A 24,306-nucleotide genomic window follows, 5' to 3' on the forward strand; every position below is an offset into this window, starting at 1 on the left:
ACTAAAGCAACGCAACCGAAGGCCGAAACGTGGGCAAAAGCAGCGCACGGCAGACCCTTAGGAACGCAAAACCCCCGGACTAAACCGGGGGTTTTGAAAATTAAACTTAATATGGCTACTTATTGGCTACGCAAGTAAGCACTTTTCCTGTGCCGGTTCCACTATTTGTGTGCCACCCATTTGAACAATGATAACAGCCATTATTGCATCCATTATCTTGTTTAGAAATTACACACTTATAAGAGCACGAAGAAGACCCGGGTGTGCAGTTTTTATCACACATTGCTTGATAATCAGTGCCGTAACAATTTGGCATACTCCGCCCTGAATACCGCCCTAATTGGCCTCCTATATAGGTTCCGCCCTGCCAAAATATGGCCATACCCGTACAACCACTACCACCTTTATCACCTGTACTTAAATATCCACCAACAAAAAATTCATAAGAATTTACACGTAATGAAGATATACAGGCAGATTCTTTACTTGGAGCAGATGACAGGCTGCCTTGGCAATCAGATTCTCTGGAATAGATACATTGCTCATTGGGGTCTGTGGTTTCGGAGCATAGTTTATAAGGCTGTCTATCCCCCGGACAATAATGGCACTCTACTAATACATTAGCATCCAAAATTTTAGGTTTAAAAGTACCCAAGCAAACGCCGTTTTTGCCAAGCACCATATTGCTGGGGCAAGTACACTCGCAAGACGAACTATCCCAAGTACCGCTAGTATGTACGCAATTTGCTTCGCCGGAAGGATTGCTGCATCCGGCCGTTTTGCTTTTGAGTAAAAACGAGGTATAAGTTTTGCCGTTTGTCTTTTTGTTCCCGGACGCATCATAATCACTCGCATATTGGTTATCCCACCACAGTTCTTCCCCAAGATTCGCCGTATTTTGCGCACTTTTGTTAATTTTGGCGGTGCCAGAAATTTCCATATTGTCCGTCTTTCCGCCCATTACGGGGATGTCATTGCCGTAAATCGTGTTGGTTACGTTACTTTGGTGGAAGTTTGTATCTTTAAAAGTTACATTACTAGCCATTATGCGCCTGGCGTTTACCGTGCCGCCGTTTTCAACCGTCAGTTTTTCACTCAAACGGTATTCGGGCGTATTCGTACTGCCTAACGCAGTTCCGTTTTGCACATTTACTTGTTTTAAGTACGCATTGGCCCCTTTGATTACGATATTCCCCACATTGGAACGGGTATTACAAAAGTTGAGTATCGGGGCTGTCGTAACGTGCGTAGAGTCTGCCGCGTCCAAATGGGCGAAGTTACCCACGGGGGCGGATAGGGTTGTTACAAACTGCATTTGTTCCGCATTGGCTACTGTAAATAACAGCATACAGGCGGAGATGAGTGTGATTTTTTTCATTTTTATCCTCGTTTAAACGCCTAAAACGGCCTTTTATACGCGTTTTTATACGGCGGATACATCCGGGTACATCCACCGCGATTTATCAAAATTTTAACAAAAAAAAAAAACGAAACAACCCCTTTAAAATAAGTCCTGCGGACGACTTATCTTTTTCCCCTCTTTTGACTAATGGGGCCACACTGTTTTTGTAATGTCGCCACCAACGAAACGACATCAATAAACAATACATTGTTTAGTCGTCATCCCCGAGGAATTTAGTCGGGGATCCGTTGTTTCGTAAGAGCACAACAACAGCAAAAGACAGATTCCCGACTACGGCACTCGGGAATGACGGCACAACAAAGCCGTTATAAAATAAAAGTCATCCTGAATTGCCGCCCTTTCCGCTAGGCGGCACCCCGTAGTGTTTCTGTACGGGGTCTATTAATAGTTTTCAGGATCTACTTCTTGGGTCGCTAGTCGTTGCCGTCATCCTGGAAAGTCGTAGTCCAGGATCTGTCGTTATTAAAAAGAGGAAAACAACAGATACTGGACAGAAACCTTCCAGTATGACCTTTATTGTTATAAACGACAAAACTACACAAGCGGTAGATTTGAAAACCCTGCGGGCCGCCAGTTCAGAATGACCACTATTTTAATAAAGACGTCCTTCCCGAAAGTAGTCGGCGTGGAACGCTCGGGAATCTGTTGTTATAAAAAAAGGTCTTCCTGCTTGTCATCCCGGGCGTGGACCCGGGATCCAGTCTGTTTATTAGAAAAGACCTTATTTTATTCTAGATTCCGGGTTCCCGCTCGTATGCGGGCCCCGGAATGACAACCACGGCAACAGCAGATCCCGGATAAAAACACTCCGGGATGACGACACTCCGCGGGCCGCAACCTTGCAGGGCACTCCCTAGTGGGCCGCCAAGCGGCTTGCCTTTTCCCCACCAACGCAAAAGCCCCCGGATAAAATTTATCCGGGGGTAATCCACGCAAATAAACCTATTTTTTAATGCGCACGCAAAAAGTCTTGCGCTTCCTCGCGCGTTTTCACTTCGCCCGCCCATTGCGCTTGGCGCACACGGTCCAGCGCACCTGAAATACGCCGCCCCGCAAGACCCAAATCTTTCAGTTCGCGCCCGCGCACAAAGCACGGCTCCAACGCCATCGGCGGCAAGCCGGGCAATACAGCGTTTAAAATTTCCTTTTGCAAGGGCGACAGCGAACCCAACGGGCTCATTTTTTCGCGCGTTACTTTCCACGCGCCTAAAATCTCTTGCGAAAATTCCTTCGGCAAGTGTAGCGAGCGCAAAAAATCCTCGCCACTTGCCCCCAACGTACATACCAAAATACCCATACGCTCTTGAATGTCCTGCGTGCGGAGCAAGGCATCGTGCCATTGGAGCCCCGGCCAAGCAAATTTGAGCATATCGTACTTTTCCATTAACAGGAAAATATTTTTGATTTTCTCTTCTTTCAGCACCTTTAAAAATTCACGGCTGAAACGCTCCCGGGTAAGCAATAGTAAATATTCCCCTTTCACGGCTTCTCGCAATAAACGCTCCGTTTTGGGGGCCAATCTCCACCCGAACCGCCCCGCAAAACGCGTAGCGCGCAACATACGCGTGGGGTCATCCAAAAAACTTTTATCGTGCAAAATGCGGATAATGCCGTTATCAATATCCTTTTGGGAGCCAAACGCATCGTACGTCTGCCCAAAGGTATCGGGCGAAATGGAAAAGCACCAGGCATTTACGGTAAAATCGCGGCGGAAGAGGTCGTCCTTTACCTTGGGCGAGAACTCCACCTCCGGCAACGCCCCGGGATACGGGTATTTTTCCTTGCGCATACGGACCATATCAAATTTAAGTCCGTCCGCCATATTCACGCGGAACGTGCCGAATTGCGAAAATTTCCGTTTTCCTCCCCCCCATTGCTTCACGCAGAACCCGGCTACGGATTCCTGGTTACCGCTAAAAGCAAGGTCAATATCCAGCGTGGGACGCTTTAAGTAAAAATCGCGCACTGCACCGCCAGCCACCCAGGCCGAAAGGCCCAGTTTTTTGGCGTAGGCTCCCACAGAGTATAACTGTTCCCGGTATTTTTTAGGTATATCGGAGGAGAGGTTTATATTCATAGCACCATTGGCGGCTTCGCGCCGTCCTCGCTCATCCGGTCAGCGAAGTTGCGAAGCAGGGTGCTGTTCAGGCCGCTCTTTAACACCTTGGCGGCGGCCACGGCGTATTCGTTGGCCGACTGGTTTTTGGTTGGCGTGGGCACATAAAACGGAAAATGATGTTCCCGCGCATAAGACGGCTTCAAACGCGTTACCGCAAAACCCAGCGCGGCAGAGGCCGCCGCTACGGCTTCGGATTCGTAGGACGCTTCTTCGTCCGCCTGCAAAAGCAGTTTCAATTCTTCCAGCCCGAAAACGGACACGGGCGGATAGTCCATATTTAATTGCTTTAACAAAACGTGTTTAATGGTTTCGTAATCGTCCCGCATACGCTTGGCCAGTTCGGGCTCGCGTTGGCGGTCTTTTTCGGAAAATACAAACACCAGAATTTCAGCCAGGGCGTCAAAATAAATCAAATCGCCGTCGTGGTGAAAGAATTCGCCGCACTCGGGGCAACGTACCAAATTTAATTCTCCGCCCATAACGGCGGTTTTCAAATCGGGGTCCTGGTCCGCCCGGATGAGCGACCAGTATTCTACATCAAAAGGTTCACACTTGTGGGGACAATGCGCTGTCCCTTCGTTTTTAATAGATTTCATATGTATAATTTAGCATAAATTGGCGCGGGCGGTCATTTTTGTAGGGCAAAAAATTTAATTAGTTTAGCAATTTGGTAAAATAGGAGTAACGCCCCGTTAGCTCAACTGGATAGAGTACCGGTCTTCGGAACCGGTGATACGAGTTCAAATCTCGTGCGGGGCAGTTTTCTTTCTAAAATGGTTTGCTTCGTTGTTGCTCGTCCGGTCGGACACCTCCGCGCTACCGCGCGGCCCTGCACAGTGTACCTCTATCCGCGCTACCCCTTATTTATTGTTCCCACGTTCAAAATATGCTACATTTTACGGGAAATAACCCCTTTTTAATAATGCACTTGCTATGAAGAAAAGAATTTTAATTTTGGGCGCAGGCCCTGCCGGGCTGACCGCCGCTTTAAAACTATCCCAAAACCCCAATTTTGAGGTTCACATTTTTGAAGAACTGGACCGAATCGGCGGCCTATCCAGGACCTTGCAACTAAAAGGATTCTCCTATGAACTGGGACCGCACCGCATTTTTACCAAAAACCAAGCGGTCAAGAATTTTTTAGAGGACTTACTGCCTACCCAAGGCAAACCCGCCAAGGACGACATTATGTTAAACCGTCCCTTACACCTGCCTTCCGGCGGGCCCGACCCGGAACAAACCGACAGGGTAATGCTGGTTAGGCGGCGGTTTTCCCGCATTTACTATAAAAAGCACTTTTTTGATTATCCCATTTCCCTTAGTCTCAAAACCATTATGAACTTGGGCCTGTGGGAAACCTTTTGCTGCGGGATAAGTTACCTTAAATCCCTAGTTATCCGCCTGCCGGAAGACAATTTGGAGAACTTTATTATTAACCGCTTTGGCAAACGGTTATATTCCACTTTCTTTGAACATTACACGCAAAAGGTATGGGGCAAACATCCCAAGGATATTCCGTCCTATTGGGGCTACCAGCGCATTAAGGGCGTATCCATAAAAAAGGTACTGGCAAATGCCGTCAGCCGTTTGTTGCACCTCAAAAGTAAGTCGCAAGAGGTTTCCCTCATTGACAGTTATATGTACCCCAAATACGCCTGCGGGCAATTATGGGAAGAAATGAAAACCCGCGCCGAACAAAATAACTGCGTTTTCCACCTAAACGCCAAAGTTACCGGGCTAACGCTGGACGGAAACCGCATTACCCGCGTACAAACCACAACCAACGGTACTACGCAGGAACATCCAGGCGACCTGATTATTTCCTCGCTTCCCATAAAGCACTTGATTAACGGCTTGTCCGGGGCGCCCGAAAAGATTAAACAAACGGCCAACCAATTAGAATACCGGGATTACATCCACGTTGCCTTTGTGGTAAAAAAGTTCAACCTAAAAAATAATACCGCTTGGCCGACCCTGCATAATATTGCGCCGGACAGTTGGATTTACATCCAAGATAAAAATATTACAATGGGGAGAATCCAAATCGTCAACAACTGGTCGCCTTATGTGCTGGGCAACCCGCAGGATGTGGCGATTTGTGCGGAATACTTTGCCACCCAGGGCGACGCCTTGTGGACCTTGCCGGAGGCGGAAATGATAGCCTTAGCCACGCGGGAACTAATTAAACTAAACGTCTGCTTAGCGCAGGATATTGTTGCGGTGCACGTCCAAAAGGTGAAAAAAGCCTATCCGGCCTATTTCGGCGGGTATAAGAATTTTGACCAAATTAAAGAATACCTAAACGGGTTGGATAATTTGTATTGCATCGGGCGCAACGGCCAACACAAATACAACAATATGGACCACTCGGTCTTCTGCGGGCTGCAATGCGCCCAAATTATTGAAAATAACTTGGATAAAAAATCCCTTTGGGAGTTAAACACCGAAAAGGAATACCAAGAATCTGCGGTAAATAAACCAAAGTGTTAGGAGCGATTTTATGAAGATTTTAGTAACGGGCGGTACGGGCTTTTTGGGCTCCAACTTATGCAAGTATTTAATCAAGCACGGGGCGGACGTAATTTGTTTGGACAACAACTATACGGGCCGTTTAAAAAATGTGGAAGAATTACTAAATAACCCGCATTTTACCTTTGTGGAGCACGACGTTATAAACCCCATAGATTTCAGTACGCCCCTGGACCAAATTTACAACTTGGCCTGCCCGGCCTCGCCGGTGCATTATCAGGGGAAGGCCGCCGTCAAAACCACCAAAACCTGCGTACTGGGCATTTTGAATATGCTGGACTTAGCGACGAAGCATAACGCTTCTATTTTGCAAACGTCCACCTCGGAGGTGTACGGCGAACCGCTGGTTCACCCGCAGGTGGAAACCTACCGGGGCAACGTAAACCCGATTGGCATCCGCGCTTGCTACGACGAGGGCAAACGCTGTGCGGAAAGTTTATGCTTTGACTATTACCGGGAGTACGGCACGCAGATTAAGGTGGTACGCATTTTTAATACCTACGGGCCGCATATGCGCGAGGATGACGGACGCGTAATCAGCAGTTTTATCGTGCAAGCCCTGCAAGGAAAGGATATTACGGTTTATGGGGACGGCTCGCAAACGCGCTCCTTTTGCTATGTGGACGATTTAATAGAAGGGTTGGTGCGGATGATGAATACGCCCGCAGACCTTACGGGTCCCGTTAATTTAGGTAACCCGCAGGAGTTTTCTATGAACGAACTGGCGGGACTGGTGCTATCCAAAATACAGACCAAAAGCAAACTTGTTTACCAGCCACTGCCGAAGGATGACCCGTCCCGGCGCAGACCCGATATTTCTTTGGCGCGGCAACAGTTAAAATGGTCGCCTACCATCCCTTTAAGCGAAGGATTAGATAAAACTATTGGTTATTTTAAAAAACAACTGGCTATGTAACACGCCCCGGTACCGCCGGGGGTATTATCATATTTTTTCCACGGGGCAAATTAACAACATACTGGGTGTATAGAGAGTTAAATTGGTGGTAAAACTTTTACAAGTTTTACTATCCCCCTTCAAGCCGTACGGGGCCAGCAAATTAGGGTGCAATAAGAGCCCCGGCACCATAGGCACAATGGCGTAAATCGGCCCTTGGTGTTTTTTAATCACTTCTTTTTGCTTGTCCTCAAAGTGGAAACGGTAGAAGTCGTCCGGCAAATTTTTAAACAGCCGTACATTCTCTTGCACTTCCAGCGGGAAATTAGCCGGGTTATATTTAAACCCGCTCATATAAGTAGCCTTTGGGTTTAAAAACGGAGCCAAATACGCTAACGGCTGAACCAACAGCAACACCAAACTATCATCCTCTATTTGGGGTTTATTCGTAAATACGATGGCTTTTTTGTAGAACGGGTTATGCCCGTAATCCGCAGAAACGGTAAAAACTTGGGTTACGGCAAAAATACTTAAAAAACCCACCAGCCAGTATTTCTTTTTAAACAGCACTTTGCAAGCCTTTACCACAAGCAGCCCGCACACAATTTCCAGCACAATGCCGTATCTTAATAGGGAAAATTTAGTCAGCCACAAAACATATGCCACCAGTGCATATACGGCCAACAGGAAAAAAGGCTCCGCTTGTTTAGCTCCCCGTGTGGCATACGGGAAAAACTTTTTAAGCCCGTAAATAGCGGACAGCAACAGGAGCGTAAAGCGCAAATCACGCACCGGCATTTCAGCCGCATATTCACTGGGAGAAAACGCCCAGTAAAGCGGGTAAAAAAGATAATGCAGCCAAGTTTTGGGCAAGAAACGGGAATCCGTCAAATAGAAATTATCAAAAAACGGAGATTTAAATATATCGTTATAAAACGGGAAAATCGGGTTTTGGTATAACGACCACCATTTCCACAAAAAGTACCCGTCCGCAAGCAAAAATCCCAACAGCCCGGAAAGCCCAAACAGCACCACAAACGAAAGTTTATTTTTTACCTTCGGCAAACTAAAAAATGCAATCACCGTCATTGCCGCGCAAAACGGCGTAGTGGTTAATTTTAGCCCCATTACCGCCCCGCCGATAAACGCCGCCCAATAGGCAAGCCCCGTCCGGGCCGGATTCTTACTAAACCTAATAACCAGCCAAAGCGAGCCGATACTGCCTATCGCCAGCGGAATATCATTAGTAGTGGTGCCAACTTGCGAGAGCATCCCCGCCCCCGCACACCCCAAAAAGGTGGCCCAGAAGGCCATTATTTTAGGGGTATCTTCCCCTTGGAATAAGTCCTTGGCAAACAGATACACCACCCAAATCAGCAGGCCGTAAGGCACGCCCATAAAAAAGGCCACCCAGTGCGGAAAATCCATAAAGGTCTGGAAGATAAAATAAAAGTACAAATCCGGGAACGAATTGTAAAAGGAGTGCATCCCCGCGGGGATAATATCTACCCCCAAATGTCCGTTTAACAGCGCAAAGGGGTTATACAAATGATAACTCAACATATCATAATTGATATCTTGTTCAAGGAAAACGCTGTATAATCCTGCGGCGGTGGCTAACACAACAGGCAATAAAATGGGTAGAATTTTTTTCATTAAGGTTAGTATTTTTAACTTTATGATATACGGCTACTATTCAAATAATATCATATTATATTCCTATACATAAAAATTTGGTAAAATAAAAGTATCTAAATTTGCAGTAAGGAGCGCACCTATGGGTGGACATTCGCATTGGGCCGGCATTAAACACAAAAAGGCCCTCGTTGATGCCAAAAAAGGCAAAGTATTTACTAAAATTTTAAGAGAAATCACCATCGCCGCTAAAATGAGCGGCGGTAACCCGGACCAGAACCCCCGCTTGCGTAAAGCCGTGGACGACGCCCGCGCCGCCAATATGCCGTTTGATAACGTCAAACGCGCTATTATGAAAGGTACCGGCCAGTTGCCCGGCGTTTCGTACGAAGAAATCACTTACGAAGGCTACGGTCCCGGTTCCGTGGCGGTCATCGTGGAATGCACCACGGACAACAAAAACCGCACCTTCTCGGAAATCCGCAAAATCTTCACCAGCCACGGCGGCAACACCGGCACTGCGGGCTGCGTGTCCTATATGTTCAAAAGCAAAGGGATGATTGTCGTTAAGAAGGAAGACATTTCCGAAGACGATTTGATGAACTTGGCCTTGGAAGCCGGAGCCGAAGACGTCCGCACCGTGGGCGACGTGTACGAAGTTATCACCAACCCGGATATGAACGAATTGGAAGCCGTCAAAAAAGCCATTGAAGCCAAAGGCATTACGCCCGAATCGGCCGATCTGACGATGATTCCGGATACCGAAGTCAGCATTACCGACGAACACACCGCCGAAACGCTGATGAATATGCTTGAAGCGTTGGACGATCACGACGATACCAAAAACGTCTATGATAATTCCAACATTGACGAAGCCATTATGGCTAAGTTAGAAGCCAAATAAGAGGCCTCTTGCAAGAGCATACGACCACAGTTTTAGGTATAGACCCTGGTTTAGACAGAACGGGATGGGCAATCCTCACACGGAACGCCCGTTCCGTTTTGTCTTTACGGGCCTGCGGGCTCATCCACACCGGGGCCGACCAGGAACTCCCTAAACGCCTTTCCTATATTTTTGACGAACTGACCAAAATTTTGCAAACCTACGCCCCCGACCAAGTGGCTATGGAGCAAAACTTCTTTTTAAAGCGCGCGACCACTATGGCCAATACGGTTATGACGCGCGGCGTGATTATTTTGGCGTGCGAGCAGGCAAAAAAACAAATTACCTTTTATCCGCCCAAGCGCGTCAAACTGATGATTTGCGGCACAGGCACCGCCGACAAAAAGCAAGTCCAGCGTATGGTGCAACTTACGCTCAATTTGGACAAAGCCCCCTCGCCGGACGATACCGCCGATGCGGTGGCTATCGGCATTTGCCATTTAAAAACGGCCCCACTGAACAATATGATTAACGTAAAGGCCGCCTTTTTAGCCAAATTAAAAGCCGCCAAAGAAGCCCAAATCAGTAAAAAGCGTTAGTTTATGGAAAACGTCATTTTGGCAGGCGTAACCCTAAAAACCGCCCCATACGATACCTCTTCGCTGGAAGAATTAAAACGCCTGGCCCACACGGCGGGCGGAACAGTCGTCCACACCTTTCAAATCCGCGTACAGGCCTTTAACCCGGCCACGCTTATCGGCAGCGGCAAAATGGAAGAAATCGCCGAAACGGCCCGCCTGACAAACGCGCAAACGGTCATTTTTGACGACGAAATTTCTCCCGCCCAGCAAAAAAATTTGGAAGAAGTTATCCCCGCCAAGGTAATTGACCGCACACGGTTAATTTTGGATATTTTCGCCCAGCGCGCCCGCACGCAAGAGGGCAAATTGCAGGTGGAACTGGCGCAGTTAAAATATTTACTCCCGCGCCTGGGCGGACAGGGAACCGCGTTAATGCAGCAGAAGGGTGGCATCGGCCTGCGCGGCCCGGGCGAAACAAAACTGGAATACGATAAACGCCGTCTGCGCCTGCGCATCAGCAAACTGGAAAAGGAAATTGAACAGGTAAAAAAGGAACGCGGTCTGCGCCGCGAACGCCGCACGCAAATTCCCCTGCCGCAGATTGCCATTGTGGGCTACACGAACGCAGGCAAAAGCACCCTTTTAAATGTGCTCACGCGCCAAAATGCCGTGTATGCGGACGATAAACTCTTTGCCACCTTGGACCCGACCACCCGCCGCGTGCATATGCCGGCCGGTGGGGAAATGCTGTTTACAGACACGGTGGGCTTTATCCAAAAGTTGCCGCACAGTTTGGTAAGTTCCTTCCGCGCCACCTTGGAGGAAACCTCGTTTGCGGACGTGATTTTGCACGTCCACGACGCTTCGTCCCCCCACCGCAACACGCAAGCAAGCACCGTCCGCCAAATCATTACCGACTTGGGCGCGCAGACTATCCCGGTTATTGACGTGTTTAATAAGATTGACCTGCTTCCACCCGCCCGGTTGGCCCTGCTCCAAGCGCAAAATCCGCAAGGCGTATTTATCAGCGCGGAAAACAAACTGGGGCTTACCGAACTGTTGGAAAAGGTAGAGGAAAATGTAGCGCGCCGCTGGAAATTGCGCCGCCTGACCTTGGAGCCCAAAACGCGCGGACTCATCGGATTTATCTACGGCAAAGCCTTGGTTACCGGGCAAAAAGAATTGCCGTCCGGCGCCTTGGAATTAACCCTTATGGCCACAGACGGCAACTATCACAGTATCCTAAAAAAACTTACTTCTTTTTAGCGGTTTTGTGGGCCGCCTTTTTGACGACCTCTTTTAACTTACCATAACTTTCCAACGGCTGCACATTCGGCGTGTCGCGGTATTCGGTTAATACCCGCCGGATAAATCCCAAGGTCGTGCTTTCGCTAAACCCGTTAAACAAAAAGATTTCACTCCTGTACAGCGCGTAGCGTTTGCGGGCGGCTTCGGGCAGTTGGTTCAAAGATTTGGCAGACACAATGCCCACCAGGCCGGACGCGCGTTTTTTGCCGCCGTTATATACGGGCAAAAATACCCCGCCGCCGGAGTTGCCTCTTTCTACGCCAAACCCGGCCGAAAGCCACGGCGCGGCGTTATCGCCAAAATACAAAATCTGCCTGGGCGAGGAAAGCATTTCAAACGCACCGCGGGTCCAGCGCGGCACCAAAATATTACTCATCAAAAAATGTTCGTCTTTATCGCTGTAAGCAAGTAGCGGGGCCAAACGCGGAGTCATCGCGCCGTCCCATTGTTTTTTGAGTAAGGGCGCGGCTTCGGCGGCGGCGCGGTATTCGTCCGCATCCTCTTCCAACGCCTGCGCCTGATCAGTCAGTTGCCGGGCAATTTGCGCCTGTCCGTCCGCCGCGTATTGGCGGCTCTGTTCATACAGCCTAGCCGACTCTTTTAGTGCTTCGTCCGTCTTTTTATCCCAAAACGCCTTATCCAAAGAAAGCAGAAAGTCCTTTTCCTTTACTTTGCCGTATGCATCGTAGTAGGCGTATTGCGCCTGCCGGGTGTTAAAATAAATAAGCGCCATATCCCACGCCGGCAGTTCCCCGCGCTTGGGCTGAACGCCGGGCGGAAGAGTGTATTCGTCCTGGTATTCCTCCGGGATAAAAACATTTTTCTGGGAGAGCAACGCCGCCGCACGCGCCGGACCAACCGCCAGCCACATACGCATTTGGCACGAATAATTTTTGCACGGGCTTACACAATGGGCCGCCGTCAAAAACCAATTTTTATGGAAGCGCACCGCCTGGCAAGACACGGTTTGCGTTTTGCCCCGCACGGTAAACGTGAGTTCGTATTCCTTTTGGGCATAGTCAAACGCATCCTGTGCAAAAGCGCAAGTTCCCCCCAAAAGCAGTATCATCAAAAGATAAAAACGGAGTTTTTTCATATTGTTAGTATATATAAAAAACCTTTAAAATACCAACGAAACCGCAAATAAGGCCCCTAAATTTAATATAATGATACATATGATTACTACAATTACTATCCTCGTTTTGTTTAGTTACTTACTCGGGTCCGTCCCGACCGGCTATATGATTGCCAAACACGTTATGGGTATTGATATCCGCCAGCACGGCTCCGGCAACCCCGGAGCGGCCAATGTGTACCGCATTGTAGGCAAATGGGCGGGCATCAGCACGTTTTTAATTGACGGCTTAAAGGGTTTTATACCGGTGTGCTTGGCGCGCCATTTCTGCCCGGATAACTACTGGGTAGCCATTGCGTGCGGCGTAATTGCCATTTTGGGCCATATGTGGACAATTTATTTAAAATTCCGCGGCGGAAAAGGCGTAGCCACCTCGGCGGGCGTATTTGCCGCCTTATTGCCTATCCCTACGGCGATTGCGTTTGCGTCGTTCGTGGTGTGCGTGGCGTTGTGGGGCCGCATTTCTATCGGCTCTATCTGCGCGTGCGTGGTTTTACCTGTGTGCAGTTTTCTCATCGGCAATCATCCGCTGTCCGTTAATTTAATGGTAACCGCCGTCAGCGCGCTGGTCATCTACAAGCACGTCCCCAACATCAAACGCCTGCTCCAACAAAAGGAATTAAAATTTGAAGACGGCGCCAAAAAGAGAAAAGAAAATGAAAATAAATAAAATCACCGTTTTCGGCGCGGGTATTTGGGGCAGTGTAATTGCCCAGCACCTCGCGCGCAAAGGGTACAACGTCAGCCTGTGGGAATACAACGAACAGTTGTTAAATGTTCTTAAAACAATGGGCAGACACCCCAATATCCCCAACTTTAAAATTCACGACAACATCCGCTTAACGGGCGACGTAGCCGAGGCCGTAAAGGATACCGATTTAATTATCTTCGTCATTTCGTCCAAGGCCATCCGCGCGTTCTGCCGCGAACAGTTAAAGCCGCTTTTAAACGGCCGCGTAGTGCCCGTGGTGAGCGCTTCCAAAGGGATTGAAGACAAATCCTTTAAAACGATTTGCGAACTGATTGAAGAAGAACTGCCGCAATTAAAGGACAAAGCCCTGGCGTTTTCGGGCCCGAGTTTTGCCTTGGAAGTAGCGCAGGACGTGCCGACCAAAATTATGCTGGCTGGAAAGGACCCGGCGCTGGTGGATGAAATCCGCGACGTAATGAGCGGGGACCCGATTATTGTGGTTCCGTCCTCGGACCGGCGCGGCGTGGAATACGGCGGAGGCATTAAAAACGTGCTCGCCATCGGATGCGGCGTAATTGACGGCATCGGCGACGGTGCCAACGCCAAGGCCGCGCTTATCACGCAAGCCCTGCAAGAAATGAACGACATCATCGTCAGCCAAGGCGGCCAGTCCAACACAGTTTACAGTTTGGCTGGTTTTGGCGACGCGATTTTGACGGGTATGTCCGCCATTTCCCGCAACCGCCGCTTGGGCGAAAAACTGGGCTCGGGGTTATCCTTGGAAGAAGCCAAAAAGGAAGTAGGCACCATTGCCGAAGGCGTAAACTCCGTACAAAGCGTGTACGACATTGCGCGCAAAAACAATTTAAAAACCCCTATCGTGGACGCTATTTGGAAGATTGTCTGCGAAGGCAAAAAACCGTGGGTGCTTTTGCACGCTATGGGATTCACCAACCGGGGTAACAAATAATTTTACCGCTTGGGCGTAACGCCCGGCGAAAGACAGGACAGGATATGAATAAGGACGACGTTATCAGACATCTCACCCGGCACGTTTTGGACAAAAAGCAAGCCAAAATGTCCGTGGATAAAGTATTTGAAATTATTAAACACGGCTTAAAGCGCGACGGAAAAGTGGTTATCAGCAATTTTGGCTCCTTCCACTTAAAAACCGCCCGCCCCGTTACCCGCCGCAACCCCAAAACGGGCGACAAGGTGCAAGTACCCGCTAAGGAAAAGGTGCGCTTTAAACCTTCCGAAAACATTTTAAAGAAATAGTTTTCCTAATATAAAAAGTCCCCGGTTTTATAGCCGGGGGATTTTTTTGTAACAAAATCCACTATCTTTGGGTTCCGCCCAACACCAACATTAAAATAGCCCAAGTGGTGCCACAGCAAACGCACCAAGTCCACAAAATCCGCGCCACAACCGTTTGCCAAACATAGGGAGATACCGTCCACGGATAGACAAGCGCGGCTACCCCTACAAGCCCGACCAAAACCGCCAGCACACAACCGGCCACCTCAGCCGCCCGAACGGGCAAGGCGCGCAAAATGGGCACGGGTAAGAAGAAACATATAAACCAAACCAGCCATACGCCTATGGCGGCGGGAAGAAAAACCCACAAGGACATTTGCCCGCCCAGCATACTGCGCCACAGCCAAAAGTACAAACGCCCGGGGAGTTTTAACAGCAAAAGCCCCCACCGCCAGCAAATCCAAACTAAAATAATCCAACTGACCAGGCCGATAAGGATTTGCACCCATTTTTTTTGAAGGAATTTTTGCATATTAAAAGGTTACCTTATGACCCGGTCAGTTTATAAAACTTGTTTGAGTTCTACGGGCAAGTTCCGCTTGGCTACGCGCACCACGCTGTGGGTATTGGTCTTTTTGTCCATACCAAAAATATTCACGCGGTACAGCACTACCATTTTGCCGTCTTGCTCCACCACATCTTGGATTTCAAACACCTTATCTGGCCAATTCCCCGTGGATTCCAACGTAATAATGTTATCCTTGGCGAAGTTGGCCTGCGGGTATTTGCCGCGCGCCACGCGCTTAAAGGCCTTGTATTCGTCCGGCGTTTTGATAACGCGCACCTGTACTGGCACGCTAATCATAGAGATCTTGCTCTCCTCCTCCGGCATTTGCTGGGGAGTGGTAGCGTTGGGGGCTATGTGGTCCGCCGAACCCAAATTAACGGGCGATTTGGGCGTTTTTGGCGTGTTTTCTTCCTCTTCCTGCTGGTTATTTGCGGGCAGAAAGGTGATTTTTTCCACGCCTTGCATTTTGATATTGGGCAAATGGCTGGGCACAGTGGAAGCGTCCTTATAGTCCTGCGGGGGCTCGTCCTCGCCCGGTAAGTCAGCAGGCCCGGTGGGGTCCGCCAAGTTGACCAAGAGTAGCGAACTGCTATCCGGCACCTCGGCTAACTCCGGCTCCGGCATACGGAAGGAATCCCACACGCGCATACACGCCACGCCGGCCAAAAACACCAGCACAAACGCGCAAGCCAAATGGATATTGCGTTTATTTTTCATTTTTCTTCTCGTAGTGCGCCGTAATTACGGAGCGCAGGCCGCCGCGGGGCGTAAACACGCCGGTAACGGTGGCTTTTTTCGGTTTGCAGGCCTTTACCACATCGTCCAAAATTTTATTGGCCGTGTTTTCCATAAAAATACCCATATCGCGGTATTCCAACAAATAATATTTAAGAGATTTAAGTTCCAGGCACAGTTCGTCCGGGATATATTCAATCGTAATTACGCCAAAGTCCGGCAAACCCGTTTTGGGGCAGACAGAAGTAAATTCCGGCAATTCAATTTTAATGTCGTAATCGCGCTTATACTGGTTGGGCCAGCATTGGATTTCCGGCAAAACAGCATCCGCATTTTTGCGGGCGTGTGCAGTAGTGTAACCAAAGTCAATATCGTTAGTATGTGTCATTTTATGTTAAGCATCCTTGTTGAATTTAAAAAGACGAGCCCGGCCACGGCCAACGCGCCGCCGACAATCCACGTCCACCCGGCTTGGGGCATAAACCACACCAGCCCCGCACAGCCTGCAAACGTAATCAGCACGGCAAGCAATACATTAACCGCTATAATCCGGTGCAACTTCTTATTTATTTTAAATAAATAAGCCACCGGGTACAAGTCCCGGCTTTTAATTAGTACATCCACCCAGTTGTTATATACGTTGCGGCCCGACGCATAAACCACCCCCGCATCGGCCCGCAGTAAGGCAATAATATCGTTAAAACCGTCCCCCACCATCAGCACGCGCTTGCCCAAGGCGCGCAAGTTGGAGATAATTTCCGCCTTGGTTTTGGGCAGTACATTGGCGTTTACTTTTTCAATGCCCGCCTCTTTGGCAATAGTGGCAACGGACGATTCATTATCCCCGGATACCAAAATAACCTCTTTGCCAAGTGATTTTAAGAAAGAAACGAGTTCTTTGGCTCCCGGGCGCAGTTCATCGGCCAGCGTTAAATAGCCCATATATTTGCCGTTTTTGGCTACGCAAATGACGGCTTCGTCCGCGCGGGCGATTTTGGCCGCCGTTTTAATGTTTTGCTCCTCTAACCATTGGGTCCGGCCTGCCAAAATTTTATCCTCGCCGCTGGTGGCCGATACGCCCAGGCCGGGCAGAACGTCAAAGCACAAAAGCGGCTTGGGCGCGGCTTTGTGCTCCTTGGCACACACGGTTACGGCATCGGCAAACGGACCGTCCACCAGTTGCTCGGCGGTAGCGACCGTTTCCAACAACTGGCGCTGGGAAACTTTTTTAGCCGGATAAATGCCCGACACGCGCAATTCCCCATAAGTAAGCGTGCCCGTTTTATCAAAAAACACGGTATCGGCGCGGACAATTTCGTCCAAGGCATAAATATTTTGCAATTTGATTTTTTTCGTGCGCGCGCCGCTGCGGGCAAAAAACGCCGGGGAAACCGCCGCAAACACCAGCGCGGCCGGGCTGGCAACCGCCAGCACAAAAAGTAAAACCCCTAAATACAAAAACCACTCGCTGGTGCCTTTTGTATAAAGTACGGACGCATAAGCCCCCGCCGCCAACAGTACGACAAGCGGCAACACCCAGCAGGCAAAGCCGTCCAGCGCGCTTTTAAAACCGCTGCGCGCCAGTTCGCTCTTTTTTATGGCGGACACCACGCTCATTAACGCGGAAGCGGCTAAAACCTCGGTAACTTCTACATAAATTTCCGCCGATTTATTGAGCGTGCCCGCAAACACGCGGCTACCCACATTTTTGGACGTGGGCAACATATTGCCCGTAATTAATTGCTCGTCAATGGAGGTTTTGCCTTGTTTGACAATGCCGTCCGCGGGCAAGCGTTCTCCGGGTTTTACAAAAATCAGGTCGCCTTTTTTTAGTTCCCCCGCAAAGACTTTTTTGAAAGTGCGCCCCACGCACAAGCGGCCCGATTTGGGCAAAAAATCGTCCAGTTTTTTAACAAACACGCGGGAGCGTTCCTTTTCCTTTACCAAGCGGCGTTCCGCCCATAAGGATAATGTGATAAAAAGCGAGGTATATAAGTACAAATCCGGCACCGGGCCCAAAAGCGGAACCGTTAAAAATACGTTTAACGCCGAATACAACAGCCCGGCAGTGGTGCAAACCGCCGCCAAAACCGCCCAAGAAATCCGCCCTTCCCAAATATCTTTTAGTGCGGTGCGTAAAAATACGTCCGCGCAAAACAGATAGTTCATCAAACACAAAATAAAAATGCCCACGTCCGCGTGGCGGAACGTGAGCGAAAACAAAATAAGCACTAAAAAGCAGGCGGATAAGAAAAAACGGTATGTGTAAGCCTTGGACGGCACCGAAAGCGCCGCCGAAACCGGGCGGGAAGACTTACGCAGTAGCACGCTCATACCTTACCGCGGGAAGAACCGCGCCGCCAACACTCTTTCGCGCCCTTGTTCGGTGCGCATCATTTGAATTTTGGCATCGTATTTGGCCGCATTGGCCGGGTCCAACTTTTTGGCAACCATATAGTTGGCCGTCGCGGCAATGGGGTCCTCTACCGCCAGCATATCGCCCATTAAATCATATGTTGGCACATACTGGCTGGCCAGTTCTTTGGCTTTTACCAAAAGGCCCAAGGCGTAATCCTTTTCGCCCTTGCGGTACATCAAATCGCCCATATAATAATAGGCCAGCGCATAAGTAGGCTTAATGGTTACGGCTTCTTCCAAATCGGCATACGCATTGGCGGGATATCCCATTTTGATAAACGCGCGGGCGCGTTCCAAGTACGGGCGGGCGTTATCGGGGTCCAAGGACATCATATAGGTATAATCGTCCACCGCCGATTCATATTGCCCCATAGCAAAATACGTAAGTCCGCGGTTTAAGAACAAGAGGGGTTCATCTTGGCGGAGTTTAAACGCGCTGTTAAAATCGGCGAGCGCGGAAGAGGTGCGGCCCAAGCGGTAATACGCCAACGCGCGGTTCATATACGCCGTAAAATAGCGCGGATTGCGGGCCAAGGCTTCGGTTAAATAGAAGGCGGCGTCCATATTGCGCCCCGTATCCACATAAAGGGCACCCAAGTTGTTATACGTTTCGGGCAAGTTGGGGTTTACCTCTATGGATTTTAAATAATCCCGCTCGGCAAACGAACGGTTCTTGGCGCGTTCCTGCGCGTTTTTGACGGGCAAACGCTCCCACAACAGGCCTCTGTTGGCCAAGGCGGCGGCGTTTTCGGGATTTTGTTTTAGTAGGCGGGTATAGAGTTGGATAGCCTGCGTGAAATTTCCCTTAGAAGTAGCCAGTTGGGCTTCTTTAAATAAACGCGTGTCGCTGCTGCAAGCCGCGGCCAATAGCAAGGCCGCCAAAACGATACATACTTTCTTCATTTAGCCTCCCGTTTGGGTGCGTGAAAAAATAAGGATAATACAAACAAGCACGCCCCAATGGTAATGAAAGAGTCCGCCACGTTAAACACGGGCCAAACCCGAAAATCCAAAAAGTCCACTACAAAGCCTAACGTTATTCTATCATAAAGATTGCCCAGCGCACCCGCCAAAATGAAGACAGCCCCCCATTTGACGAGTTTCCCGTGCTCCGTTAGGTCCTTCCAACTAAATACAATGTATGCAATCACAGCCAGCATTACAAAAATTAACGCAAAGTTGCCGTTTTGCATCATACCAAAGGCCGCGCCCGTATTTTCCACATACCGTAAGTGGAAAAACGGGCACAGTTCCAAAGGTTTTTCAATCAGCAGGCGCAAGGCCAGCACCTTGGTCAGACGGTCCAAGAATAAAATCCCGGCCGCGCTCCACAGCACCGCTTTGTTCTGCCTGCACCAAGTAAGGGCGGCTTTAAGCCCCTTACGCACCTACTTTTTCCTCGCTGTCCACGCAGATATGCTCTTTTTCCAGCACGCCGGCACAACGGGCGCACAAGTCGGCATATTGGGCATTGGAACCAACGTCTTCCTTCCATTGCCAGCAGCGGGCGCATTTATGTCCGGCGGCGTGTTCGCAAGAGACCGTCAGTTCGTCCTCGCCGTCTGCAATTTCCACCGCGGACACAATGGCAATTTCCGGCCACAAGTCCTTGGTTTCCTGCAAGAACGCCTTCATTTCCGGCTTAGACGTTTTGAAGATTACCTTGGCTTCCAAAGAGGAGCCAATCACGCCCTTTTGGCGGGCATCTTCCAGCACCTTTTGCACGGTTTCGCGCACGCGGCGGATTTTGTTCCACTTTTCTTCCAGTTTTACATCCGGAATCAGCGAAGCGTTCGCCGGCATATTGGAAAGGAAAATGCTCTGCGGCAAGTCGCGTCCCAAGGCGGTTTTGCGCAGTTCCTGCCAGGCTTCTTCGGCCGTAAAGGAAAGCACCGGCGCCATTAATTGCAACAAAGTTACCGCAATTTCCGCCAGTACGGTTTGCGCACTGCGGCGCGCCGGAGACGAAGCCCCAAGCGTATATAAGCGGTCCTTGGACGCGTCCAACATAAAGGAAGACAAATCCAAAATACAGAAATCCGTAATGGCGCGCATTGCACGGCGGAAGTTAAATTCCTCGTACCCGGCGTGGACTTCTTGGATTAACGCGTCCAAGCGGCCCAACATATAGCGGTCCATTTCGGCTAAATCTTTGCCCGGCACCTTGTGCAAGGCCGGGTCGTAATCGGATAGGTTGCCCAGTGCATAGCGCACCGTGTTGCGGATTTTGCGGTAGGTATCAATCGGCCCACCCAAAATTTCGTCCGAAATGCGCACATCGCCTTGGTAATCGGCAAACGACACCCACAGACGCAAGATGTCCGCGCCGTATTTGTTAATTACGTCTTCGGGGTCCACGCTGTTGCCCAAGGATTTGTGCATCGGGCGGCCCTGCTGGTCCAGCACCATACCGTGCGTCAAAATGGTTTTAAACGGGGCGGTGCCTTCCAGCGTGAAGGACGGAATATAAGAACTTTGGAACCAGCCGCGGTGCTGGTCGGACCCTTCGGAATACACGTCCGCCGGGAAATCCAAGCCGCGGTCCTTTAACACCGCCGCCCAAGATACGCCGGAATCCAACCACACATCCAAGATGTCGGTTTCCTTTCTAAATTCGTGGCATCCGCAATCGCAATGATACCCTTCCGGCATTAATTTTTCCACCGGGTCGGTAAACCAAAAATCGGAACCTTCGGCCATTGCGCGCTTTTTGATAAACGCAAACAAGTCGTGGTTGATTTGGGCTTTGCCGCATTTTTTGCAATACAAAATTGTTACGGGCGTACCCCAGAAGCGCTGGCGGGACAAGCACCAATCCGGGCGCAGGCCAATCATAGAGCGCATACGTTCCTCGCCGCCGGCGGGGTAGAATTTGACGTTGGAGAGGTTGTCCATTAATTTCTGGCGCAGACCGTCCTTGTCAATGCTCATAAACCATTGTTCCGTGGCGCGGAAGATAATCGGGTTGTGGCAGCGCCAGCAATGCGGATAACTGTGCGTAATTTCCTGCTCTTTAATAAGCGCGCCGATTTCGTCCAATTTTTTAACCATTAACGGGTTGGCTTCAAAGACGTGCATCCCTTCAAAAATACCTGCATCCTTGGTATAGCACCCCTTTTCGTCCACGGGGCAGAAGGTTTCCAAGCCCCATTGTTTTCCGGCGCGGAAGTCGTCCTCGCCGTGGCCGGGCGCGATATGCACGATACCCGTACCCGTATCCATCGTTACAAAGTCGGTCCAAATAATCGGGTTTTCCTTGTGCGTAAGCGGGTGGAAATATTTCATCCCCACCAAATTGGCACCGGGCACTTTGCCCGCTTGTGTGCAATCCAAGCCGGACACCTTTAAAAATTCTTCCGCCAATTTTTCAGCCAAAATGTAGTATTCCTGCGTATTGGAATCCTGCAAGATTACATAATCTTCGGTATTGGAAACCGCCGCCGCCATATTGGACGGAATCGTCCACGGCGTGGTGGTCCAAATAACCAGGCTAATCGGCTTTTCGTAATTCAAATTGCCCAACACTTCTTTATTGGGGTTGGCCAGTTTAAAGCGCAAATAGATAGACGAGGATTTAACATCCTTATATTCGGTTTCCGCATCGGCGAGGGCAGTTTCGCAATGGGAGCACCAGGTAATCGTTTTTTGGCCTTTATAGACGTAGCCCTTTTCAATCAAATCCAAGAACACGCCAATCGTAATGCCCTCGTAGCGCGGGGACATCGTCAAATACGGGTTATCCCAATCGCCCTGCACGCCCAAGCGTTTGAAGCCCTGGCGTTGGATATCAATAAATTTGGCCGCAAAGGCGCGCGCTTTTTTGCGGAAGGCGGGCACATCGGTAATGTGCTTTTTATCTTGTTTTAATTCCTTTAAAAGCGCCTGTTCAATCGGCAGACCGTGGCAGTCCCACCCCGGCACATACGGCGTGTAGCAGCCGGACATAGCGCGGCTTTTTAAAATAATATCCTTAATGGTTTTATCAAGCGCGTGGCCGATGTGAATTTTCCCGTTGGCATAGGGCGGGCCGTCGTGCAAGACAAAGTGTCTGCCGGCCTCGTTCTTTTTGAGCATTGCTTCGTACAAATGGATAGATTTCCAAAAGTCCAAAATTTTGGGTTCTTTTTGCGCCAAACCGGCACGCATCGGAAAGTCCGTTTTAGGTAACAAAACGGTATGGGAATACTTATTTTTTGCCATTGAAAAATTCACTCCAATATATAAGGATATTTATATTATAGAAAATTTAAGGAAAAGAAAACGCCCCGTACGCTAATTTTCGCCCGTTTGCCGGTGCAAATAATCGTGCAGTTTTTCAAGCGTTTCGCGGCTGATAGTATGCTCCATTTTGCAGGCGTCAATATCGGCCGTTTTGGGCGTTACGCCCAACACTTGCGTTAAGAAGCGGCTCAAAATGGCGTGGCGTTTTTTCACGTCCTCCGCCGCCCGGCGGCCCTTGGCCGTCAGTTCAATGCCTTTATAAGGCTGGTGAACCATATAGCCTGCTTCCGCAAGGGCTTTCACCGCCCCCGTAACGCTGGGGGTTTTTACGCCCAACATATCGCGGATATCGCTCACGCGCGCAATGCCTTCCTCGTTAGCACAGAGCGAAACAGCCTCTAAATAATCTTCCATATTAGACGTTAATTTCATATTTTTCCCCCGTAGGACATTTGTGTATATCTTAACATATTTTTATCCTCTTGCTTTTGCCCGGTAGATTTGCTTATATGGGAGTATCCCCCTCCAAGGAGCGTTTATGGACACCAACAGTTATATTGCCGGATTTATGGAAGCACAAACCAAAAAGGACCCCGCCCAAAAGGTTTTTCACCAGGCGGTGTTTGAAGTTGTCAGCACCTTAAAGCCCGTACTGGAACAGAAACCCCTGTACATCAAAGAACGCATTTTGGAACGCATTGTAGAGCCGGAGCGCACCATTATCTTCCGTGTGCCGTGGCAGGACGACAAGGGCGAAATCCACGTCAACCGCGGCTTCCGCGTGCAATACAACAGCGCCTTGGGCCCGTATAAGGGCGGTATGCGCTTCCACGCCACGGTTACGCAGGACGTGCTGAAATTTTTAGGGTTTGAACAAGTCTTCAAAAACAGTTTAACCACGCTCCCCTTGGGTGGCGGCAAAGGCGGAAGCGATTTTGACACGCGCGGCAAGTCCGACAGCGAGGTAATGCGCTTTTGCCACTCGTTTATTAACGAACTGTACCACCACATCGGCTATCACACCGATATCCCGGCGGGCGACTTGGGTTGCGGGGCGCGCGAAATCGGCTATATGTTCGGCCAATACAAAAAATTAACCAACGATTTTACGGGCGCGTTTACGGGCAAAAAGCCCAACTGGGGCGGAAGCCTTTTGCGCCCCGAGGCCACGGGCTACGGCGTAGCGTATTTTACGCAGGAAATGCTGGCCACGCGCGGGGATAGTTTAAAGGGCAAAACTTGCATTGTTTCCGGCGCGGGCAATGTGGGCATTTACGCCATAGAAAAATTAACACAGTTAGGCGGAAAAGTCGTCGGCTTTATGGATTATGACGGCAGTATTTATGACGGGCACGGCGTGGATGAAGAAAGGCTGGCGTTCTTAAAGGATTTAGTCTTTGTACGCCGCGGCAGTTTAAAGGAATATGCCCAAAAATTCAAAACCGCCCAGTTCCGCCCGGGCAAAAAAACGTGGGATATTCCGTGCGATGTAGCCTGCCCCACCGCGTGCGAAAACGAACTGAACGAAGCCGATGCTAAAACGCTCCTTCAAAACGGGTGCAAATGCGTATGCGAGGGCTCCAATATGCCCTGCACGCCGGAAGCGATTGCGGCCTTTCAGGCGGCGGGCATTTTATACTCCCCCGGCAAAGCGTCCAACGCGGGCGGCGTTGCGGTTTCCGGCCTGGAAATGACGCAAAATAGTATGCGCGTGTATTGGACGCGCGAAGAAGTGGACAAATACTTACAGCGCATTATGTCCAACATCCACACCAGTTGCCTGGCCTCAGCCGCGGAATACGGTTTAACAGGCAACTATATGGCGGGTGCAAACATTGCGGGCTTTAAAAAAGTAGCCGACGCAATGATAGACCAAGGATTAGTGTAAGTTGCTTGATGTTTTTAGTG

The 24,306-nt window shown here is 49.7% G+C and carries 22 protein-coding genes and 1 tRNA gene; 10 read left to right on the forward strand and 13 right to left on the reverse strand.

The window, feature by feature from the left end; translation table 11 throughout:
• Positions 1-115 precede the first annotated feature (115 nt).
• From ACR0QV_RS00195 to ACR0QV_RS00205, 3 genes are all read right to left on the reverse strand, one after another.
• Positions 116-1,378, reverse strand: a complete 1,263-nt coding sequence (locus tag ACR0QV_RS00195) for a hypothetical protein (protein ID WP_432634022.1) — start codon at positions 1,376-1,378, stop codon at positions 116-118.
• Positions 1,379-2,372: 994 nt separating this feature from the next.
• Positions 2,373-3,500 (reverse strand): hypothetical protein, encoded by a 1,128-nt coding sequence (locus ACR0QV_RS00200; RefSeq protein ID WP_432634023.1) that lies wholly within the window; start codon positions 3,498-3,500, stop codon positions 2,373-2,375.
• Entirely contained in the window at positions 3,497-4,138 is a 642-nt protein-coding gene (locus ACR0QV_RS00205; protein WP_432634024.1) for a CpXC domain-containing protein, read from the reverse strand. Before ACR0QV_RS00205 ends, ACR0QV_RS00200 begins: the two co-directional genes overlap by 4 nt.
• Before the next feature lie 90 nt (positions 4,139-4,228).
• Between ACR0QV_RS00205 and ACR0QV_RS00210 the strand changes: the two genes are divergently transcribed.
• The 3 genes from ACR0QV_RS00210 to ACR0QV_RS00220 all read left to right on the forward strand — a co-directional run bounded on the left by ACR0QV_RS00210 (position 4,229) and on the right by ACR0QV_RS00220 (position 6,987).
• Positions 4,229-4,301, forward strand: a tRNA-Arg gene (locus ACR0QV_RS00210).
• Between the two features lie 174 nt (positions 4,302-4,475).
• Positions 4,476-6,032, forward strand: a complete 1,557-nt coding sequence (locus ACR0QV_RS00215; protein ID WP_432634025.1) for an NAD(P)/FAD-dependent oxidoreductase — start codon at positions 4,476-4,478, stop codon at positions 6,030-6,032.
• A gap of 10 nt (positions 6,033-6,042) precedes the next feature.
• Entirely contained in the window at positions 6,043-6,987 is a 945-nt protein-coding gene (locus ACR0QV_RS00220) for a UDP-glucuronic acid decarboxylase family protein (RefSeq protein ID WP_432634026.1), read from the forward strand.
• Between the two features lie 27 nt (positions 6,988-7,014).
• Here ACR0QV_RS00220 and ACR0QV_RS00225 read toward each other — a convergent pair whose 3' ends face one another.
• Entirely contained in the window at positions 7,015-8,622 is a 1,608-nt protein-coding gene (locus ACR0QV_RS00225) for a hypothetical protein (protein ID WP_432634027.1), read from the reverse strand.
• 121 nt (positions 8,623-8,743) lie between these two features.
• Here ACR0QV_RS00225 and ACR0QV_RS00230 point away from each other — a divergent pair, with 121 nt between their 5' ends.
• Genes ACR0QV_RS00230 through hflX form a run of 3 tightly spaced genes read left to right on the forward strand, consistent with a single transcriptional unit; the run spans position 8,744 to position 11,331 of the window.
• Positions 8,744-9,505, forward strand: coding sequence for a YebC/PmpR family DNA-binding transcriptional regulator (locus tag ACR0QV_RS00230; RefSeq protein WP_432634028.1), 762 nt, complete (start codon positions 8,744-8,746; stop codon positions 9,503-9,505).
• A gap of 8 nt (positions 9,506-9,513) precedes the next feature.
• Positions 9,514-10,083 (forward strand): crossover junction endodeoxyribonuclease RuvC, encoded by a 570-nt coding sequence (gene ruvC / locus ACR0QV_RS00235; RefSeq protein ID WP_432634029.1) that lies wholly within the window; start codon positions 9,514-9,516, stop codon positions 10,081-10,083.
• A 3-nt stretch (positions 10,084-10,086) separates the two neighbouring features.
• Complete coding sequence (hflX, locus tag ACR0QV_RS00240) at positions 10,087-11,331, forward strand: GTPase HflX (protein ID WP_432634030.1); 1,245 nt, start codon at positions 10,087-10,089, stop codon at positions 11,329-11,331.
• Here the strand turns inward: hflX and ACR0QV_RS00245 are convergent.
• Positions 11,318-12,469: a hypothetical protein gene (locus ACR0QV_RS00245; RefSeq protein WP_432634031.1), complete on the reverse strand. Its 1,152-nt coding sequence runs from the start codon at positions 12,467-12,469 to the stop codon at positions 11,318-11,320. The two genes, hflX and ACR0QV_RS00245, sit on opposite strands and share 14 nt — an antisense overlap.
• A gap of 79 nt (positions 12,470-12,548) precedes the next feature.
• On the opposite strand from ACR0QV_RS00245, the gene plsY reads away from it, so the two are divergent.
• Genes plsY through ACR0QV_RS00260 form a run of 3 tightly spaced genes read left to right on the forward strand, consistent with a single transcriptional unit; the run spans position 12,549 to position 14,477 of the window.
• Complete coding sequence (gene plsY / locus ACR0QV_RS00250) at positions 12,549-13,178, forward strand: glycerol-3-phosphate 1-O-acyltransferase PlsY (protein ID WP_432634032.1); 630 nt, start codon at positions 12,549-12,551, stop codon at positions 13,176-13,178.
• A complete protein-coding gene (locus tag ACR0QV_RS00255; RefSeq protein ID WP_432634033.1) occupies positions 13,165-14,169 on the forward strand; it encodes an NAD(P)H-dependent glycerol-3-phosphate dehydrogenase in 1,005 nt (334 codons plus the stop codon). The genes plsY and ACR0QV_RS00255 overlap by 14 nt, the downstream gene beginning before the upstream one ends.
• 44 nt (positions 14,170-14,213) lie before the next feature.
• Positions 14,214-14,477 (forward strand): HU family DNA-binding protein, encoded by a 264-nt coding sequence (locus tag ACR0QV_RS00260; protein ID WP_177748310.1) that lies wholly within the window; start codon positions 14,214-14,216, stop codon positions 14,475-14,477.
• A 61-nt stretch (positions 14,478-14,538) separates the two neighbouring features.
• Here ACR0QV_RS00260 and ACR0QV_RS00265 read toward each other — a convergent pair whose 3' ends face one another.
• The 8 genes from ACR0QV_RS00265 to ACR0QV_RS00300 all read right to left on the reverse strand — a co-directional run bounded on the left by ACR0QV_RS00265 (position 14,539) and on the right by ACR0QV_RS00300 (position 22,830).
• Positions 14,539-14,988, reverse strand: a complete 450-nt coding sequence (locus ACR0QV_RS00265) for a hypothetical protein (protein ID WP_432634034.1) — start codon at positions 14,986-14,988, stop codon at positions 14,539-14,541.
• Between the two features lie 30 nt (positions 14,989-15,018).
• The gene (locus ACR0QV_RS00270) at positions 15,019-15,741 is read right to left on the reverse strand and encodes a hypothetical protein (protein WP_432634035.1); all 723 of its coding nucleotides are present in this window, start codon (positions 15,739-15,741) and stop codon (positions 15,019-15,021) included.
• The gene (gene queF / locus ACR0QV_RS00275; protein WP_428052545.1) at positions 15,731-16,147 is read right to left on the reverse strand and encodes a preQ(1) synthase; all 417 of its coding nucleotides are present in this window, start codon (positions 16,145-16,147) and stop codon (positions 15,731-15,733) included. Before queF ends, ACR0QV_RS00270 begins: the two co-directional genes overlap by 11 nt.
• On the reverse strand, positions 16,144-18,093 hold the full coding sequence (locus tag ACR0QV_RS00280; RefSeq protein ID WP_432634036.1) for a heavy metal translocating P-type ATPase: 1,950 nt from the start codon (positions 18,091-18,093) through the stop codon (positions 16,144-16,146). The genes queF and ACR0QV_RS00280 overlap by 4 nt, the downstream gene beginning before the upstream one ends.
• Positions 18,094-18,096: 3 nt before the next feature.
• Positions 18,097-19,080: a tetratricopeptide repeat protein gene (locus tag ACR0QV_RS00285; RefSeq protein WP_428060198.1), complete on the reverse strand. Its 984-nt coding sequence runs from the start codon at positions 19,078-19,080 to the stop codon at positions 18,097-18,099.
• On the reverse strand, positions 19,077-19,565 hold the full coding sequence (lspA, locus tag ACR0QV_RS00290; protein WP_432634037.1) for a signal peptidase II: 489 nt from the start codon (positions 19,563-19,565) through the stop codon (positions 19,077-19,079). Before lspA ends, ACR0QV_RS00285 begins: the two co-directional genes overlap by 4 nt.
• Positions 19,558-22,377, reverse strand: coding sequence for an isoleucine--tRNA ligase (gene ileS, locus ACR0QV_RS00295; protein ID WP_432634038.1), 2,820 nt, complete (start codon positions 22,375-22,377; stop codon positions 19,558-19,560). The genes lspA and ileS overlap by 8 nt, the downstream gene beginning before the upstream one ends.
• Before the next feature lie 72 nt (positions 22,378-22,449).
• The gene (locus tag ACR0QV_RS00300; RefSeq protein ID WP_432634039.1) at positions 22,450-22,830 is read right to left on the reverse strand and encodes a metal-dependent transcriptional regulator; all 381 of its coding nucleotides are present in this window, start codon (positions 22,828-22,830) and stop codon (positions 22,450-22,452) included.
• 106 nt (positions 22,831-22,936) lie between these two features.
• Here ACR0QV_RS00300 and gdhA point away from each other — a divergent pair, with 106 nt between their 5' ends.
• Positions 22,937-24,286, forward strand: coding sequence for an NADP-specific glutamate dehydrogenase (gdhA, locus tag ACR0QV_RS00305; protein ID WP_432634040.1), 1,350 nt, complete (start codon positions 22,937-22,939; stop codon positions 24,284-24,286).
• Positions 24,287-24,306 lie beyond the last annotated feature (20 nt).

Origin of the sequence: Candidatus Avelusimicrobium sp., from assembly GCF_050873505.1 — a bacterium.
Lineage (GTDB): Bacteria > Elusimicrobiota > Elusimicrobia > Elusimicrobiales > Elusimicrobiaceae > Avelusimicrobium.